This is a genomic window from Microbulbifer maximicatervae (SeqCode) (assembly GCF_052468095.1).
The window spans coordinates 4,873,047-4,890,135 of record NZ_CP174332.1 but is presented as its reverse complement, the minus strand read 5'-3'; the positions used below and the strand labels follow the sequence as shown (position 1 = coordinate 4,890,135).

9 protein-coding genes and 1 tRNA gene are annotated in these 17,089 nt (G+C 51.2%); 7 read left to right on the top strand and 3 right to left on the bottom strand.

Going from position 1 to position 17,089, the window contains the following annotated elements; genetic code table 11:
- The first annotated feature begins 88 nt into the window (after nucleotides 1–88).
- The 5 genes from ACJJIL_RS21715 to ACJJIL_RS21695 all read left to right on the top strand — a co-directional run bounded on the left by ACJJIL_RS21715 (nucleotide 89) and on the right by ACJJIL_RS21695 (nucleotide 7,488).
- Nucleotides 89–1,318, top strand: a complete 1,230-nt coding sequence (locus ACJJIL_RS21715; protein ID WP_445360742.1) for an RtcB family protein — start codon at nucleotides 89–91, stop codon at nucleotides 1,316–1,318.
- A 189-nt stretch (nucleotides 1,319–1,507) separates the two neighbouring features.
- Nucleotides 1,508–1,579: transfer RNA gene (locus tag ACJJIL_RS21710), tRNA-Ser, on the top strand.
- 369 nt (nucleotides 1,580–1,948) lie between these two features.
- Nucleotides 1,949–3,109, top strand: coding sequence for a slipin family protein (locus tag ACJJIL_RS21705; RefSeq protein WP_445360741.1), 1,161 nt, complete (start codon nucleotides 1,949–1,951; stop codon nucleotides 3,107–3,109).
- Nucleotides 3,110–3,155: 46 nt separating this feature from the next.
- Entirely contained in the window at nucleotides 3,156–4,175 is a 1,020-nt protein-coding gene (gene rtcA / locus ACJJIL_RS21700) for an RNA 3'-terminal phosphate cyclase (protein ID WP_445360740.1), read from the top strand.
- A 247-nt stretch (nucleotides 4,176–4,422) separates the two neighbouring features.
- Nucleotides 4,423–7,488 (top strand): S8 family serine peptidase, encoded by a 3,066-nt coding sequence (locus tag ACJJIL_RS21695; protein WP_445360739.1) that lies wholly within the window; start codon nucleotides 4,423–4,425, stop codon nucleotides 7,486–7,488.
- Between the two features lie 268 nt (nucleotides 7,489–7,756).
- Here the strand turns inward: ACJJIL_RS21695 and ACJJIL_RS21690 are convergent, their stop codons facing one another.
- Entirely contained in the window at nucleotides 7,757–8,200 is a 444-nt protein-coding gene (locus tag ACJJIL_RS21690; protein WP_445360738.1) for an SRPBCC family protein, read from the bottom strand.
- 466 nt (nucleotides 8,201–8,666) lie between these two features.
- Here ACJJIL_RS21690 and ACJJIL_RS21685 point away from each other — a divergent pair, with 466 nt between their 5' ends.
- A complete protein-coding gene (locus tag ACJJIL_RS21685) occupies nucleotides 8,667–9,866 on the top strand; it encodes an alginate export family protein (RefSeq protein ID WP_444892518.1) in 1,200 nt (399 codons plus the stop codon).
- 122 nt (nucleotides 9,867–9,988) lie between these two features.
- Here the strand turns inward: ACJJIL_RS21685 and ACJJIL_RS21680 are convergent, their stop codons facing one another.
- Nucleotides 9,989–10,666, bottom strand: a complete 678-nt coding sequence (locus ACJJIL_RS21680; RefSeq protein WP_413663990.1) for a CHRD domain-containing protein — start codon at nucleotides 10,664–10,666, stop codon at nucleotides 9,989–9,991.
- 481 nt (nucleotides 10,667–11,147) lie between these two features.
- Nucleotides 11,148–12,998 carry a histidine kinase gene (locus ACJJIL_RS21675; RefSeq protein WP_445360737.1) on the bottom strand — a complete coding sequence of 617 codons (1,851 nt, stop codon included), beginning with the start codon at nucleotides 12,996–12,998 and terminating at the stop codon, nucleotides 11,148–11,150.
- Between the two features lie 320 nt (nucleotides 12,999–13,318).
- On the opposite strand from ACJJIL_RS21675, the gene ACJJIL_RS21670 reads away from it, so the two are divergent.
- Nucleotides 13,319–17,089 (top strand): nitrate reductase subunit alpha, encoded by a 3,771-nt coding sequence (locus tag ACJJIL_RS21670; protein WP_444892521.1) that lies wholly within the window; start codon nucleotides 13,319–13,321, stop codon nucleotides 17,087–17,089.

Below are 17,089 nucleotides of genomic sequence, written 5' to 3'. Positions count from 1 at the left end.
CTGTCCGCAAAAGTTGGCACTCAATTCGCTATATCAATAAGCAAATGAAACGTATGAATACCAAGCACGGTTTCAAAAGGAGTGGAAGATGAAACCAATGCCATATGAAGTGATGCAGGCAGGTGGGGTGCCGATTAAGTCCTGGACCCTGGGTGTGCCTTTTGAAGATGAAGCCAAAGCGCAGCTCAAAAATATCTCTCAGATGCCATTCGTCCATAAATGGGTCGCGGCGATGCCCGATGTACATCTGGGCAAAGGCGCCACCATTGGCAGCGTAGTCCCAACCCTGGGGGCAGTAATTCCCGCTGCCGTAGGGGTCGATATTGGCTGCGGCATGATGGCGGTTCGCACCAGCCTGACGGCGGCGCAACTGCCGGACAACCTGGCTGGAGTGCGCAGCGCCATCGAACGAGCTGTGCCCCACGGACGCACTGGCCGACACCGGGGGAGAGGGCGGGACAAGGGGGCCTGGGAGAATCCACCGGACGATGCTCTTGCCGGTTGGGTGCCTCTGGCCGCCCAGTTTGAACTGCTCAAAGAGAGGCACCCGGTATTAAAAAATACTAATAATATCAATCACTTGGGAACACTTGGCACCGGCAATCACTTTATCGAGATGTGCCTGGATGAACAGGGAAGCGTGTGGTTGATGCTGCATAGCGGTTCCCGGGGAGTGGGAAATCGAATAGGCACTTACTTTATTGAGAAAGCCAAGCGGGATATGGAGCGCTGGCATATCCACTTGCCGGACAATGACCTGGCCTATTTCCCGGAAGGTACCGAGCACTTTGACGACTATGTGCAAGCGGTGGAGTGGGCGCAGGAGTTTGCCCGTATCAATCGCGAAGTGATGATGGCGCGCACTATTAACGCGGTGAAGCAGGCCCTGGGGATGGATTTTGAGGCGCGTATGGAAGCGGTGAATTGTCACCACAATTATGTCTCCCGCGAGCATCATTACGGCAAGGATGTATTGGTGACCCGGAAAGGCGCTGTAAGAGCGCGTACCGGCGAAATGGGCATTATTCCCGGTAGTATGGGCGCCAAGTCATTTATTGTGCGGGGGCTGGGTAATGAAGAAAGCTTCTGTAGCTGTAGTCATGGGGCCGGGCGAGTGATGTCCCGCACCAAGGCCAAAAAGCTGGTCTCCTTGGAGGAGCACCGCGCGGCCACCGCCGATGTGGAGTGCCGAAAAGACGAGGGTGTGATCGATGAAACCCCATCGGCCTACAAACCTATTGAAAAGGTTATGGCAGCACAGAAAGATCTGGTGGAAATCGTCTACACCCTCAAGCAAGTGGTTTGCGTCAAAGGCTGACGCGTTTTAGGCCAGGGATCGGCCGAACTAAGGCAATTGCTAAAGTATGCAGGCCGCCGGGCGAATTCGCCGGGTTGCCGCAACCGAGTTTGAGTTCTTTAGCCCGTCAGCGGAGCCGGTTCTGAATCCCGGCCTGGCATCACCGCCTATGGCGGCAGGTGTACCCACGGGATAGAAGTTCAAACGCCTACTTTGTAGCTCATTTGGTAGAGCAGTCGATAACTTATCGATTTGTAGCAGGTTCGATTCCTGCCAAAGTCCTATCGTTATCCAAACGACCTGGTAAGAGGCGAGAGCCTGGGGTTCGACTCCCCATTAAAAATCTACCTGGGGTCCGATAGCCTCTCGATACGGTAAATAGGGTTTAGCGATTTACTGCGGAGGCACTCTGGCAACTGTGTCGTTAATTGTGGGTCTGCCCTGTGCGATCCAGCGGCAAGATTTACGGTTGTGTCCCCTGGCCAAGGATTTTGGCTGCAGGCTCAGGGGGAGCCATGTGGGGAAAATCGTAATTCCTCTGCCTCTGGGCCCTGCTCGGCACAAACGGTTTACCACCAGTCGCTGGACGGGCCCCACCTTTGCGGCCCCATGGGGTAACGCAGAATGGAAATGGAATAAAAGATAAGAACCATGATATCTCTGTTCAAAATATGGAAGAACGTGGATGTTGCGGATAGCGAGCGAGTGCTGCTATTTCGCCGCAACCGTTTCGAAGGGGTGTTGCCACCTGGCAGCCATCGTATATCCCTATTGTCCGGTGATGTACGGGCAGAAACTTACGATATTACCGATGTGGTATTCGGTGAAATCAAAGCCAAATTTTTGTTGAACACCTACGGTGAAATCCTTGGTAAATACCTGCAATCCTATGAATTGTCAGACCATCAAGTGGGATTATTCTACCGGGATAATCATTTGGTAGATATTTTGCCACCCGGTACTTTTCGCGCTGTGTGGAAAGGCGGTGAATCTGTGCGGGTGGAAATCGTGGATATCTCCGAGGAGTATGCCATCGATAAAAAAGTCCTGGGTCTATTGGGGCGAGGTGTACGTGCTGGGCAAATGCGCACCGCTCTTCAGGCGGTAAGCTACAACGAGATTCCCGATGAGCATGTGGGGCTATTAATGGTCAACGGTAAGTTGGAAAAGGTGCTACAGCCCGGCAGTTATGGCTACTGGAAATACAACCGCTCTATCGAAGTCAAGGTACTGGACTTGCGGCTGAAAACTATCGAGGTCTGTGGTCAGGAAATTCTGACCAAGGATCGGGTCAGCCTGCGTGTCAATTTAACCGGCGCTTATAAAATCACTGATGCAAAAAAGGTGGCGCTAAAGCTCAGCGATAGTACAGGTTTTATTTATCGAGAATTGCAGCTGCACTTAAGGGAGGCTGTGGGAACACAAACCCTGGATAGCTTATTGGCCGATAAGGACAGGCTGAATATTGTGATTGCGACCGGCATCCGTGACAAGCTGGCGACATTTGGTATCGAGCTTACCAGTGTCGGGGTCAAGGATATTATTTTGCCCGGCGATATGAAGATGATCCTCAATCAGGTTGTAGAAGCGCAGAAGGAATCTGAGGCAAACCTGATTAAGCGTCGGGAAGAAACCCAAGCTATGCGATCTCTGCACAATACCGCCAAGCTGATGGATAACAACCCGGTACTGTTGCGCTTGAAAGAACTGGAAGCTTTGGAGCGGGTCAGCACCCGCATCGATAAGATTTCCGTATATGGCGGTCTCGATGGAGTGATGAATGAATTGGTGAAGTTGCGCCCTACGGCTTAAAGGCGCCACTCACCAAAAAAAGATGTAAATTTTAAGGAATTAAACAGTGATTGAGATAGACGGCGCCCAGGGGGAGGGCGGCGGACAGATTTTGCGGACATCCCTAACCTTATCTGTTTGTTTGGGAGTGCCGGTTCGAATTAAGAATATTCGAGCAGGTCGTAAAAAACCCGGTTTGTTGCGTCAGCACCTAGCCTGCTTGCGAGCAGCTAAAGCGATTAGCCATGCCGAAGTCAGCGGCGAACAATTGGGCGCTTCGGAAATTACTTTTGCACCGGGGAAAGTGCGTCCCGGTAAATACCACTTTCCCATTGGCTCGGCCGGTAGTACCAGTTTGGTGTTTCAAACCGTGTTGCTACCGCTGTTATTGGCCGATGGTGCCAGTGAGCTGTGCTTTGAAGGCGGCACTCACAATGCAAGTGCACCCAGTTTTGATTTTATAGCTCAGGCCTATTTACCTCTATTGGCTCGAATGGGCGCCGGTATAGAGTTAGCTCTGGATAATCATGGCTTCTATCCAGCCGGAGGCGGCTCCTGGAGGGCTAGAGTCCAGCCCGTCTCGCAATTGTCAAAACTGGAGCTGACAGAGCGTGGTGAAATTGTGGATTGCGAAGCAGTGGCTACCTTTGCCCATATTCCCGCCCATGTAGCCCAGCGGGAGTTAGCGCAGGTGCGCAATAAGTGCGACTGGCAACCGGATCGCCTGTACCAAAAGCGAGTGAAATCTCAGGGGCCGGGTAATTTATTGTCGCTGCGGTTGCAATTTGAAAAGGTCACAGAAGTTTTTGAGTCTGTGGGGGAGCTTGGGCTGAGTGCCGAGCGAGTTGCTCAGCGCGGAATCTCACAGATGCAAGGATATTTAAATTCTGGTGTGCCGGTTGGGGTATATCTGGCTGATCAGTTGTTGTTGCCAATGGCCCTAGGGGCGGGTGGTCGTTTTCGAACACTAAATCCTAGCCAACATTTTCTGACCAATATCCAGGTAATCCGGAATATCACCGGTACGGAAATACAAATAATGGAATTTGATGACAATGACTGGGAGGTTGTAGTTGATTGTAATTAAGAGGTTTCAAAGAAAAAATTAAGTTATCAAATAAAAATATATTTAGGTTATTATAGCCTCCCTTCATAGAAGCTTAGCTTACTCATATTACAAGGAAAATAAAGGAGAATTCTGCAAGTCTTAGTGGTGCTTTTGTACTGACTTTGGCATCAATACTCAGACTCGTGAATATCTTTTTTAAATTTCCCTTTCTGTGACATTTTTTCTTGATGAACTTTTTACAAACTTATAAAAGGAATTTATAGGAATGAGTACAAATTTCCTAAAGCTAGCAGTTCCATTGCTAGCCCTGATAACAACCGCATGTGGTGGTGGCGGAAGTGGTGGTGACGGAGGGTCATCAAAACCTGAAGTGAATCAGGCACCATTAGCCAGTTTTACTTTATCTCCTGAGTCTGGGCTCTCGCCGGCAGTTGTGACATTTGATGCGTCTGCGTCCAGTGATAGTGATGGCAGTATTAATAACTACCACTGGGATTTTGGCGATGGCAATAGCGCGAGCGGGAAGGATGTCGAGCATACTTTTTATGCAGACGACGATACGGATCAGGATTACACGATTAAGCTGACCGTAACTGATAATGATGGAGCCACAGATACAGCTGAGATAACGTTTACAGCACTAAAAAATTCACAGCCGGTTGCAAAGTTTTCGTACAGTCAACCAGATGCAAAATCTCGTTCAATTAAGTTTGACGCATCAGAAAGTACAGATGTGGAAAGTAGCGAATTACTCTACACTTGGGATTTTGGTGATGGTAATACCGGTGAGGGTGTACAGCCCGAGCATGAATACCAAGAAAACGGAGAATATGAAGTTCGTCTTGTGGTGGATGACCAAACAGGCTTGTCTAGTGAACAGTCCATTACTGTGGTGGTGAGTGATGGAGAGTTTACTGTTTCAGGCCAATTGACGCTTTCGCAAGGAGTGTTTGCTGATACTGATACCAATGACTCAAATACTGAGCACGCATCTAATAGTTCTATGAACGATGCGCAGCCAATTTCTAGTGTCAGTAAGGTATCCGGTTTCGTAACTAACACGACTGGGAGTTCTTCGGAAGATCTATACGATTTCTACGTTACTGCTTTGAAGGGAGACCAGGAAATATTCCTGCATATACAAGACTGGACTAATAGTAGAGCGGATATTGATCTTTATCTCATAGATGAGTCTGGCACTTTGGTCGACAGTTCACTTGGTGTCCAAGATTCGGAATCTATTCAGGTACCTGTAGATGGAACTTACTACATAGCGGCCTATGCTTATTCGGGAGCCTCAGCGTACAGAATAAGATTATCTTCAGCCCCATCAACAACTAGCCTAAGCGATGGAATCCGGACAAATGATAATTTTGTTACTGGGCAACTTGTTGCTCATCTTAAGAAGAATACTAGGGATGCAGGCATTCAAGCACTGAATTCAGTAGGTGCAATTAGGGGAACAACAGGTGCTGACCGACCAATGTTACTGCATGCAAACCAGGCAGCAGCCGGACTTGGTTTGATGACGACGAGCAGGGCAGCCTCCGATTTAATTAGTGCTGGTATAAAAGTTCCTGCTGGAAAAAAGCTTAAATTAGAAACCATTGATGCGCTTAAGCGTCTTCATGCGAGTGGCCAGTTTGAATACGTGGAGCTAAACCGTATTCGTCATGCGCAATCCGTAAATGACCCCCTGTATTCGCGTATGTGGCACTACTCGCAAATTGCTGTGCAGGATGCATGGACAACTTCTACAGGTACAGGGGCTATTGTCGCGGTATTGGATACAGGTATTTTATCCGGGCACCCGGATATGCAGGGCCAACTGGTTGCTGGTTACGATATGATCAGTGACAGTAATATGGCAGTGGATGGGGATGGTATTGACCCTAACCCAGAAGATCCGGGAGATGATCCAGGTGGCACTTCCGACTCCTGGCATGGGACCCATGTTGCAGGCACTATTGCAGCGGCAACAAATAACGGCGTTGGTATCGCCGGGGTTGCTTATGACGCAAAAATTATGCCTGTGCGTGTACTCGGTTCCGGCGGCGGGAGCGATTATGATATCGCGCAAGGAATATATTTTGCGGCTGGCCTTGCCAATGACTCCGGTACAGTCCCTGATCGCAAAGCAGATGTCATCAATATGAGCCTCGGTGGGTGGGGCTATTCCCAGACTATGCAGGATGCGGTAAGTGCAGCTCGTGCAGCTGGTGTCATAGTGGTTGCGGCAGCGGGAAATGCTGGGTCTGATGCCACTAACTATTCTCCAGCTGGTCTGGATGGGGTTGTGACGGTAGCTGCGACTCGTGAGGGAGGTGAACCTGCGTGGTACACCAATTACGGCTCCGTTGTTGATGTGACCGCACCAGGGGGAGAAACAGGGGGAAGGCTTGAGGGGTATCTTGTTGATGGTGGAGTGATAAGTACCGTTGGGCGAGAGACCGAAAACGGGGAAATAGAATTTACCTACACAGGGATGCAAGGTACTTCTATGGCCGCACCCCACGTGGCTGGTGTTATTGCTCTGATGAAAGAGGAATGGGAAGCGATGACTCCTGACGACTTTGATGGTCTAGTCACAGACTTTAAGGTTTCATACGGCGAGACACCAAACCCCCTATACGGATATGGCGAAATTGATGCGGAGCTCGCTGTTGCCTCGGCAAGAGCCCAAGCCACTGGCTCGACTATGTCTGGTCGCCTCTATGTCGAGAATGGTCACCAGCGAGAGTTGTGGACCCAGACCGAGCTGGATATTGAGCTGCTCGCCGATACATCGGGAGTTTCGGTGGCTGAAGTTAGCGTGTCAGATTCTTGGTTAAGTGCTACTTATCTGGGTGAGGAATCAAGCGGACTTGGTAGTTATCGAGTTGCTGTAGACACCGATGCCATGCAAGCCGGACGTTATACCGGCACCGTCAGTTTTACAGCATCTACAGATACCCGATTTGATCTGTGGGTGTCGGTGCAGGTTATCAGTGAGGAGGTTGCTTCAGATTCTTATGCTGGTGCCATATATGTGGAGTTTGTAGATGTTGAAACGGGCGAAGCTGTTGGTCTGGTGATGGCAACTTATGATCCTGAACTGGGAAGCTATAGCTACACCTCGCCACCATTAGATGCGACCTCGGAATCCGGCTTTGGAGTGATGGCTGGTACTGATGTCGATAATGATGGTGTTATTTGTGAGATAGATGAACTCTGCCAGCGTTTAGAAGGTGAGGATGGCTGGGATCCAGTGATTGCAGGACCATCTCATATGGACGTGAAAAACGTAGATATGGAGTTGGGTGTGCTGTCGGAAACCCTTGAAGAGTTATAAACTCAGGTACACTTGATTAAGTTTGGCAATCCCCATCCCTTGATGGGGATTGCTGCAAGTTCAAACACTTATCTACTTAATAATGCATAGCATGGATTTTTAAATACCGTTTAAGTAGTCAAATCCGTGTAAAATTCCATAGATTTTACAATTGTCAAAATCAATAACTGACTATTGGATTTCGTAGTTATTGATCTCTTCTTTTGTTACGGCCAGGTCAGCTCAGGTATTAATACGTAAACGGCGTCACGAACTCAGCCCCGTAGTATCAATAACTATTTGGCCTGCCATCACCACTTTCCAGGAAGTCCCTCAAGCTGCCGAGTAGATAGTGGTCCCAACCACTCTTACACATACCCCAGCATTTAATGTCAGGGGATAGGCCAATATGAGTGAATATGATTTTGGTTCCATTGTTGGCACTGCTAAATTCAAAACGTAGTGTGGTTCCTTCCCACTCTTTGGGATCATCAACATATTCTGAGATCATAAAAGACTGTATACATTCGAGTTCTATCAGCTGCATAGGTATTAATCTTTTGGCGCGAAATATCCAATATGATTTCCCTTTAAACCCAGTTTTGGCGACATCATCAACGGCCAAAAATGGAGCGCTTGTGGGAGTCCACCACTTGGGCATTTGTTCAGTTACTGCCAGATAAGCTCTTTCTTGTGTAACTGGGCTAAAGAAAGATACGGTGTAGTCAGACATAACTCTCTCCCACTTAGTTTTTTCTTTGGATAGATTTTAAATATTATTTTTAGCGTTGAATACTATTCTTGCAAGTGTTTAAGTTGAAATTATTTGATTTATTGAGGTGGCTTCATGGTATCCCTTTTTGTTTCACTCATAGTGACCGTTGTTCCTAATAATTTTTGAATGCCTATATTAGTTAAATTTGTTAAAAATGCCCCATTAAGCTGATTTTGCCTATTTTGTTTAACTATGGAAAATCTTACTTCAAGTGGTTGATGTTTCTCAGTTAAATTAAATTTTAAAAAAGTTGCATATTTTTAGAAGAAGACAATTCCACTGATTTATATCAATAGCTAAGTTGCTACTTGAGCTGCATAATGCCCTCGCACCTGGGATGGCTGCTGAATATTGGAATTATTTTATGGAATGAATCCTGTTTCAGCGGTTGCCTTCTACTTAATCTTTTGCAAAGGAACGGCGAATGAAACAACAGAAATTATCCACCGTAATCGCGGCCATCATCCTTGGCATTTCCGGCTCTCAGGGAATTGCAGCAGAGAATGAAAGCGCCACACTCACTGATGCCCTGACTTCAGGGCAGGCGGGGGTAAATCTTCGCTACCGGATAGAAAATGTTGATCAGGACAATATGGACGATGTTGCTATCGCCTCAACCTTGAGAACCCGCCTGAATTGGACCAGTGGCAGTTACCGAGGTTTTGATGCGTTTTTTGAGGTGGATAATATTAGTGAAATTGGCAACGACAATTACAATTCCACCGTGAATGGCAATACCGAGCACCCCGTGGTTGTCGACCCCCAGGGCACAGAGGTTAATCAAGCCTATTTAAAGTACAGTGGTTTTAACTCCATGGTGATTGCTGGTCGACAGCGAATTAACCTGGATGATCAGCGCTTTATCGGTGGCGTGGGTTGGCGCCAGAATGAACAGACGTATGACGGCCTGCGCTACCAATTTGGCGGGGAAGGGGAGTTACAGCTGGATTACAGCTATATCTACAACGTAAACCGTATTTTTGGTGAAGACAGTGACTTATCGGACCTGGATGGGGATATTCAACTGTTTCATGCCAGCTATCCATTGGTAGAAGCGCATAAGTTAACTGCCTTCTTCTACAACTTGGACCTGGATAATGCTGAGAGCTTCTCATCCCGTACTTTCGGTGCCGCTTACCGGGGAGATTTTGGCCTGTTTGAAACTCAGCTGAGTTATGCCCGCCAGGAGGATATCGGCAATAATCCCAGTAATTTTGCAGCCGACTATTACCTTGCTGAAGTTGCCGCGCCATTAGGGCCAGTAAAAGGCAAATTGGGTTATGAAGTTCTGGGTTCTGACGACGGTGTGGGTTTTAGCACACCACTGGCGACACTACACAAATTCCAGGGCTACACAGATAAGTTCATTGAAACTCCAGCGGATGGTGTTGAAGATTTATATCTCGGTGCCAGCTTGGCGCTTGCCGGGGGAGATTTGGGAATTACTTACCACAGTTTTGAGGCCAATGAAGGTTCAGCAGATTACGGGACTGAGTGGAATATCAGTTACGGTCACGAGTTTAATGAATATTTCTCAGCGTTGGTAAAATACGCAGCTTACAATGCAGAAGATTACAGTGAAGATACCGATAAGCTCTGGTTGATGCTTACAGCAAAATTCTGATTTTTGTTAATTAACAATTTTCAGGTAGATATAAAAAAGCTGGGCTTGTACATAACGAAGCCCAGCCTTTTCTTGTCTCAGCAGTAAATTTTGGCTTATAGACGCGTCAGTAAATTTACAATCTACTTGTCCATTGTTAACAGACCGGAAACCTCACCCTTGGGGTCCAGCTGGGTATGCAAGTTAACAAAGACCTTCCCATCCATTAGCGCCTTGCGATAGGGCTCCTCCACCATCCATTTACCCATAATATATCCACTGGTGCCTTCAGCACATTTTTTTGCCAAGCCGTGCTTGCCCTTGTCAGTTTTAGTCTCGGGCCAGTCGGGAACCATACCCGGATGATTGGGCATTCCGCAGATGGTTTGAATAATCGGGCCACTGGGTTTACCCGGCTTGCAAATAGGGGGCTCTTTGCCATCGCCTGCACATTGCATATGGAAGTGCGACATTGCCACTCCGCCCTTTGATAGATCGCTGTAGCCCACCATAAAGTGCAACATATGTGACTGTTTGTCGTAGGCGCCAATAAAGAATCCATCGGCATCTTTGGGGGTTTGTGGATTCACCTTCTTGCCGAGCATATTCTCATTAGCGGTGGTTAAATCAGATTTAAAGATGGTGAACATCTTGTCATTGCCCGCTTTGGACCAGGCTTTCTCACCACCAGCCCCATGCTTGGCAGCTGATGGATCTTTCTCTTTTTTGTTATGGCTATCGGAAATCGTGAATGCAGAATAAGCCAGCAGAAATACTGCCAACATTAAGAAAGTGGCTCTGGGCAATGAACTCAGTTTCATAAACCTCTCCTCTCTATTAAATCGATATAGTCATTGCTTGATGGAATGGTTGGGTGCCAGGCCATCGAGGGGGCTGATATTCACCAATGTCATTGGTGTGAATCACGGGATAGGCTAGCGATAAGTACTTGTAGCATATGGGCTCGCTATTGGCCCTTGGGGGTCAATTTAAGAGTCAGTATTTTTGACGATAGCTACTTGGGTGTCGGAGGGGCTTCAGGATGGGAGAGCGCTTGGATAGGTAATAAGGTCGCTGAAGATAGTTACTACTGGGGTGGAAGGAAAAAATACACCGCACTCGAGACACGCAGTGAATACATCCCTGTAAGCTCCTAATCGGCATCCATGCCTCATCGGGTCCCGAGCGCGGTGTATTCTCTCCTTCTTCCTTTTTAATAATAAAGATACTGGCGGATTTCGAATGATAGGGGCGGCACTTATGTGTTCGCCCCAAGTGACCTTTCATAAAGGTAGAGAGTTATCACCCCACGTCTTTCCACACCAATTCCCGCTCGCGGGCGTAGAGGGGAATAAAGTTGAAGCGCACTTCGGTGCCCCCTTCGTCGCGGCGGCGGATATTCAGATTGCCATTCAGGTTGCTGGCGCGCTCTTGCATGATCGACATACCGAAGTGATTGCGTTTCTCCGGCGCGTTGCTGATACCGATGCCGTTGTCGAGGATGCGTACATTGAGGGAGTGGTTGTCGGCCTGGGTCAGGCTGATCTGAACCATATCGCCCTGGGAGTGGTACACAGCGTTTTGCGAGGCTTCGCGCACCAGTTGTAACAGGTGAATTTCCTCGTGGGGAGTTAGGGGCACCTCGTCCAGATGGTAATCCAGCAGCACATTAATCTGCGGGTGCTGCTCCCGGTAAGCGAGGATAGATTGCTCCAGGATACTGCGCAGGCCGCCGGGACCTATTTGCAGTCGGAAGGTGGTGAGCAGTTCGCGCAGCTGGCGGTAAGAGGAATCCAGGCCCTCTTTCAGCTCGGTAATAATCTCCTCTACCTTGGACTTGTCCACCTGCTCACTGCGATTGGCGCGGTTGAGTCGGGTAACCTGAATTTTCAGATAGGACAGGGATTGGGCCAGGGAATCGTGTAGCTCCCGGGCGATGATTGCGCGCTCGTCCAGTAGGGCAACACGGCGCTCCTGTGCCTCCCGCTCGTTGATGGCGATGGCTGCAGTGACACTGTCGGCAAAGGTAGCCAGGCGCTGCTGCTGTTCTTCGTCAAGATTCTCGCCTCGGGGCAGGGTACAGGTGAGTACGCCGTAATTGCGTTTGTCCACTTCCAGTGGGAATCGGTACACGCGCTGTTGGTCTTCATCGGAGGGGCCGCAGGTGTTTACGCAGATATGGCATTCACTACCAGTGCACTGAGTGTTGCCTAGCCCCTGTACCAGATGCTCGTAGGGGGCCTCGCCCTCCGGGGTCATCAGGCATAGATCCAGGTTGTCCAGGCTGGCGACATTGGCGAACTCTCCCAGCCACTGGCCCAATTCCGCTCCCGAGAGCGGCCCCTCGCTGATCCGTCGAGCCAGGCGGTACTGGAAGTCCAGCGCTTTATGGCTCTTCTGTAACTGGGAGGTTTTCAACTCCACGCGATGGGCAAGATCCCGGTGGGTCGCGTGAATTTCATCGCTCATATAATTGATGGTGCGCGCTAAAACCCCCAGCTCGTCCTCGCTGTTAATCTCCAGACGGTTTTGGTTGAAGTCTCCCTGGGCGATGCTCAGGGAGCGATTGGTCAGCTGCTTGAGAGGCTGCTCCACAGAGCGGTGCAATATGCACAGGGAGAGATACACCAGGGTTACAATGGCAAATAGTGACCCCACCTGCACCAAACGCAGCAGGCTTATTTTTTCCTCGGCGATGGTCTGATAATCAAACACCAGTGTGTCCACATCACTGATAAAGGGCTCCAGGCGGTTGGCTAACTGCAAGGAGTCCATAGAAGTGCGCCCGGCGGCAATGGACTCCAGCAGTGGGCGGATTTCTCCCTCCCAGCTTTCGATTACCTTGCGGTAATTGCGCGCTGCGGGCAGGTTATCGCTGGCAGTGAAGTCGGAAATGCCGAGTACCCGGGTCAGGCGTGCGGTCACCTCGTCTGCCAACTCAGCTGTGGCTTCAACATCCCCAGAGGGTGCAGTGGCCGCGAGTCGGTAGCTCATAGCCCGCAATGAGCCGGCCAGGTTAACGGCGGCGGCATCGTTTTCGGCGGCATCGGAGATAATATAGGACGCCACCATAGAGCTCAGTGCTACCAGCACAGTGAGCAGCATCAGGGTGCCGATGCGGTAGACGATGGACTGTCGAATTCGGTTCAGCATATCGGATTCACTTCGCCCTGGGGCGGTTGTGGATGGCTGATCTCTATTGTGCCGTCCATTGGCGCACAAAGTTGTGGGTACCACTAAAGATCGCCAGTTTTGCACATAATTTAACCTGGCGCCTGTTTTTTACACAGAGGCCCTGTTATTGCTGGGATAGGGCTCCACCATAGCGGCCCCCTGGCGTCGTTTCCCTACCTATTCGGGGGTAGTTCGTCGCTTTTCTACCCCTTTTTGGTCAGGTGATCCCGCCGTCCCTCCCTTTTATATTCCCGGTAAACCGATGCTTTAACCGCATGCCGATGCCCTGGGAGTACCGCATGAGCCATTTCCTGGACCGACTGAAATATCTGAAGAAACAAAAAGAGCCCTTTTCCGGAGGACACGGGGAAAAGACGAATGACGACCGCAGCTGGGAAGATGGCTACCGTCGTCGCTGGCAGTTCGACAAGATTGTGCGCTCCACCCACGGGGTGAACTGTACTGGCTCTTGCAGCTGGAAGATCTACGTCAAAGACGGCCTGGTCACATGGGAAACCCAGCAGACCGACTACCCGCGCACCCGCCCGGACCTGCCCAACCACGAGCCTCGTGGCTGCCCCCGTGGTGCCAGCTACTCCTGGTATATGTACTCGGCCAACCGCCTCAAGTACCCGAAGATCCGCAAACGTCTGGTAAAACTCTGGCGCGAAGCCAAGTTGAGACACAGTGATCCGGTGGAGGCCTGGGCCAGTATTGTCGAAGACCCGGCCAAGGCGCAGTCCTACAAAGAGCGCCGCGGTATGGGCGGCTTTGTGAGGATCAAGTGGGATGAAGTTAACGAGCTGATTGCCGCTTCCAACGTCTACACCACCAAGAAATACGGTCCCGACCGGGTGACCGGCTTCTCGCCGATTCCCGCCATGTCCATGGTCTCCTACGCTGCTGGTGCCCGTTATCTGTCTCTGATCGGCGGCAACTGCCTGAGTTTCTACGACTGGTACTGTGACCTGCCGCCCGCCTCACCGCAGGTTTGGGGTGAGCAAACCGACGTGCCGGAGTCCGCCGACTGGTACAACTCCAACTACCTGATCGTATGGGGCTCCAATGTGCCTCAAACCCGTACCCCGGATGCGCATTTCCTCAGTGAAGTACGTTACAAGGGCGCCAAAACCTGTGTGGTCACCCCTGACTACTCAGAGTGCTCCAAGTTTGGCGACACCTGGCTGGCACCGCGCCAGGGTACCGATGCGGCCCTGGCGATGGCCTTTGGCCATGTGATCCTGAAAGAATTCCACGTCGACAAGCCCAGCGCCTACTTCACCGAGTATGTGCGCACCACCACCGATATGCCGATGTTGGTGACCCTGGAAGAGCGCGATGGCAAGCTGGTACAGGGCCGATTCCTGCGCGCCTCTGACCTGGCGGACAACCTCGGCCAGGATAACAACCCGGAATGGAAAACCATCGGTGTTAATCACGATGGCCAGCTGGTTTCCCCTCAGGGCTCCATGGGTTATCGCTGGGGAGAGCCCTCAGCGAAAGAAGGCCGTGGCAAGTGGAATATTGAGCAGCGCGATGGTCGCAGTGGCGAAGAGTTGGAGCTGAAGCTCAGCCTCAAAGACTGCGCCGATGAAATCGCACAGGTCGCCTTCCCCTATTTCGGTGGCCAGACCCACGAGCACAATTACTTCCAGCACACCGAACACGATGAAGTAATCGACTACAAGGTGCCGGTGAAGCTTGTTCAAAACAAAGATGGCGAGATTCTAAAAGTAGCCAGCGTCTACGACCTGACCCTGGCGAACTACGGTGTCGAGCACGGCCTCGACGACCCCAACTGTGCTCAGAGTTACGACGAAGACAAGCCCTACACCCCCGCCTGGCAGGAAAAGGTGACCGGCTGTCGTCGTGAGAATGTCATCCAGGTAGCCCGTGAGTTTGCCAACACCGCCGACAAGACCCGTGGACGCTCCATGGTAATTCTGGGGGCGGGTCTCAACCACTGGTACCACATGGATATGAACTACCGCGGGATCATCAATATGCTGATGATGTGCGGTTGTATCGGCCAGAGTGGCGGTGGTTGGGCTCACTATGTGGGACAGGAAAAACTGCGTCCGCAGACCGGCTGGACCCCACTCGCGTTCGGTCTCGACTGGCAGCGTCCACCGCGCCATATGAACGGTACCTCCTTCTTCTATAACCACGCCAGCCAATGGCGCTATGAGAAGCTGGAGATGGATGAAGTGGTTTCGCCGCTGGCCGACAAGAGCAAGTGGCAGGCTTCCATCATCGACTACAACAGCCGCGCCGAGCGCATGGGATGGTTGCCCTCCGCGCCGCAGCTGGGGATCAACCCTCTGCAACTGACTAAAGATGCCGCCGCCGCCGGTATGTCTGCCAAAGACTACACGGTGCAGCAGCTCAAGCGCGGTGCGCTCAAATTCGCCAACCAGGACCCGGATAACCCGCAGAACTTCCCGCGCAATATGTTTATCTGGCGCTCCAACCTGCTCGGCTCCTCTGGTAAGGGCCACGAGTACATGTTGCGCCACCTGCTTGGTACCAAGCACGGTTTGATGGGCAAAGACCTGGGTGAAGAAGGCGGCAAAAAACCAGAAGACGTGGCCTGGCATGACGCCCCCAGCGAGGGCAAAGTGGATCTGCTGGTGACACTGGACTTCCGTATGTCCACCACCTGTCTCTACTCCGACATCGTATTGCCGACGGCCACCTGGTATGAGAAAGATGACCTCAATACCTCAGACATGCACCCCTTTATTCACCCGCTCACCAAGGCGGTGGACCCGGCCTGGGAAGCGCGAAGTGACTGGGAAATTTTCAAAGGCATAGCGAAGGAATTCTCCAACCTGACCGATGGCCACCTGGGGGTGGAAAAGGATCTGGTGACTCTGCCAATCCACCATGATACCCCCGGAGAAATCGCCCAGCCGTTCGGTGTACAGGCTTGGTGGAAAGGCGAGTGCGACCTGATCCCCGGCGTTACCGCGCCGAGCATGATTGAGGTGGAACGCGACTACCCCAATACCTACAACCGCTTTACCTCTATAGGCCCATTGCTGGAAAAACTCGGCAACGGCGGTAAGGGCATCAGCTGGAATACTGATGACGAGGTGGACTTCCTCAAGAAACTCAACCGCACTTGGAAAGATGAGACTGCTCGCGATGGCCGCGCTCGTATCGACAGTGCGGTAGATGCTGCCGAAATGATCCTGTCACTGGCCCCTGAAACCAACGGCCAGGTAGCCGTGAAGGCCTGGGAAGCCCTCGGTGAGATTACCGGTCGCGATCACACCCATTTGGCCAAGCCCAAGGAAGACGAAAAAATTCGCTTCGCCGATATCGTGGCGCAGCCTCGCAAGATTATCTCCTCGCCCACCTGGTCTGGCCTGGAAGATGAGCATGTGAGCTACAACGCCGGCTACACCAATGTGCACGAGTTGATCCCCTGGCGCACCATCACCGGCCGCCAGCAGTTCTACCAGGATCACGAGTGGATGCGTGACTTCGGCGAAAACATGTGTGTGTACAAGCCGCCGATCAACCTGAAAACCGTGCAACCGGTGTTGAACCAGAAGCCCAACGGTAACAAGGAGATCCTGCTGAACTGGATCACCCCGCACCAAAAGTGGGGCATCCACAGCACCTACTCCGACAACCTGCTGATGCTCACCCTGTCTCGCGGTGGCCCCATCGTTTGGATGAGTGAGTACGACGCCAAGTTGGCAGGTATTGAAGACAACGACTGGATCGAAATCTTCAACGTCAACGGCGCCATTGCTGCCCGCGCAGTGGTATCTCAACGAGTGCCCGACGGTATGGCCATGATGTATCACGCCCAGGAGCGCATCGTGAATACACCGGGAGCGGAAACTACCGGCACCCGAGGCGGTATCCACAACTCCGTAACCCGCGCGGTGATGAAACCCACCCATATGATCGGTGGCTACGCCCAGCAGTCCTACGGCTTCAACTACTACGGCACTGTGGGCTGTAACCGGGATGAATTTGTGGTGGTCAGGAAAATGAACAAGGTCGATTGGCTGGATGGCGAAGACGTCAAAGAGCCGACGCGAGAGGAGGTGTAG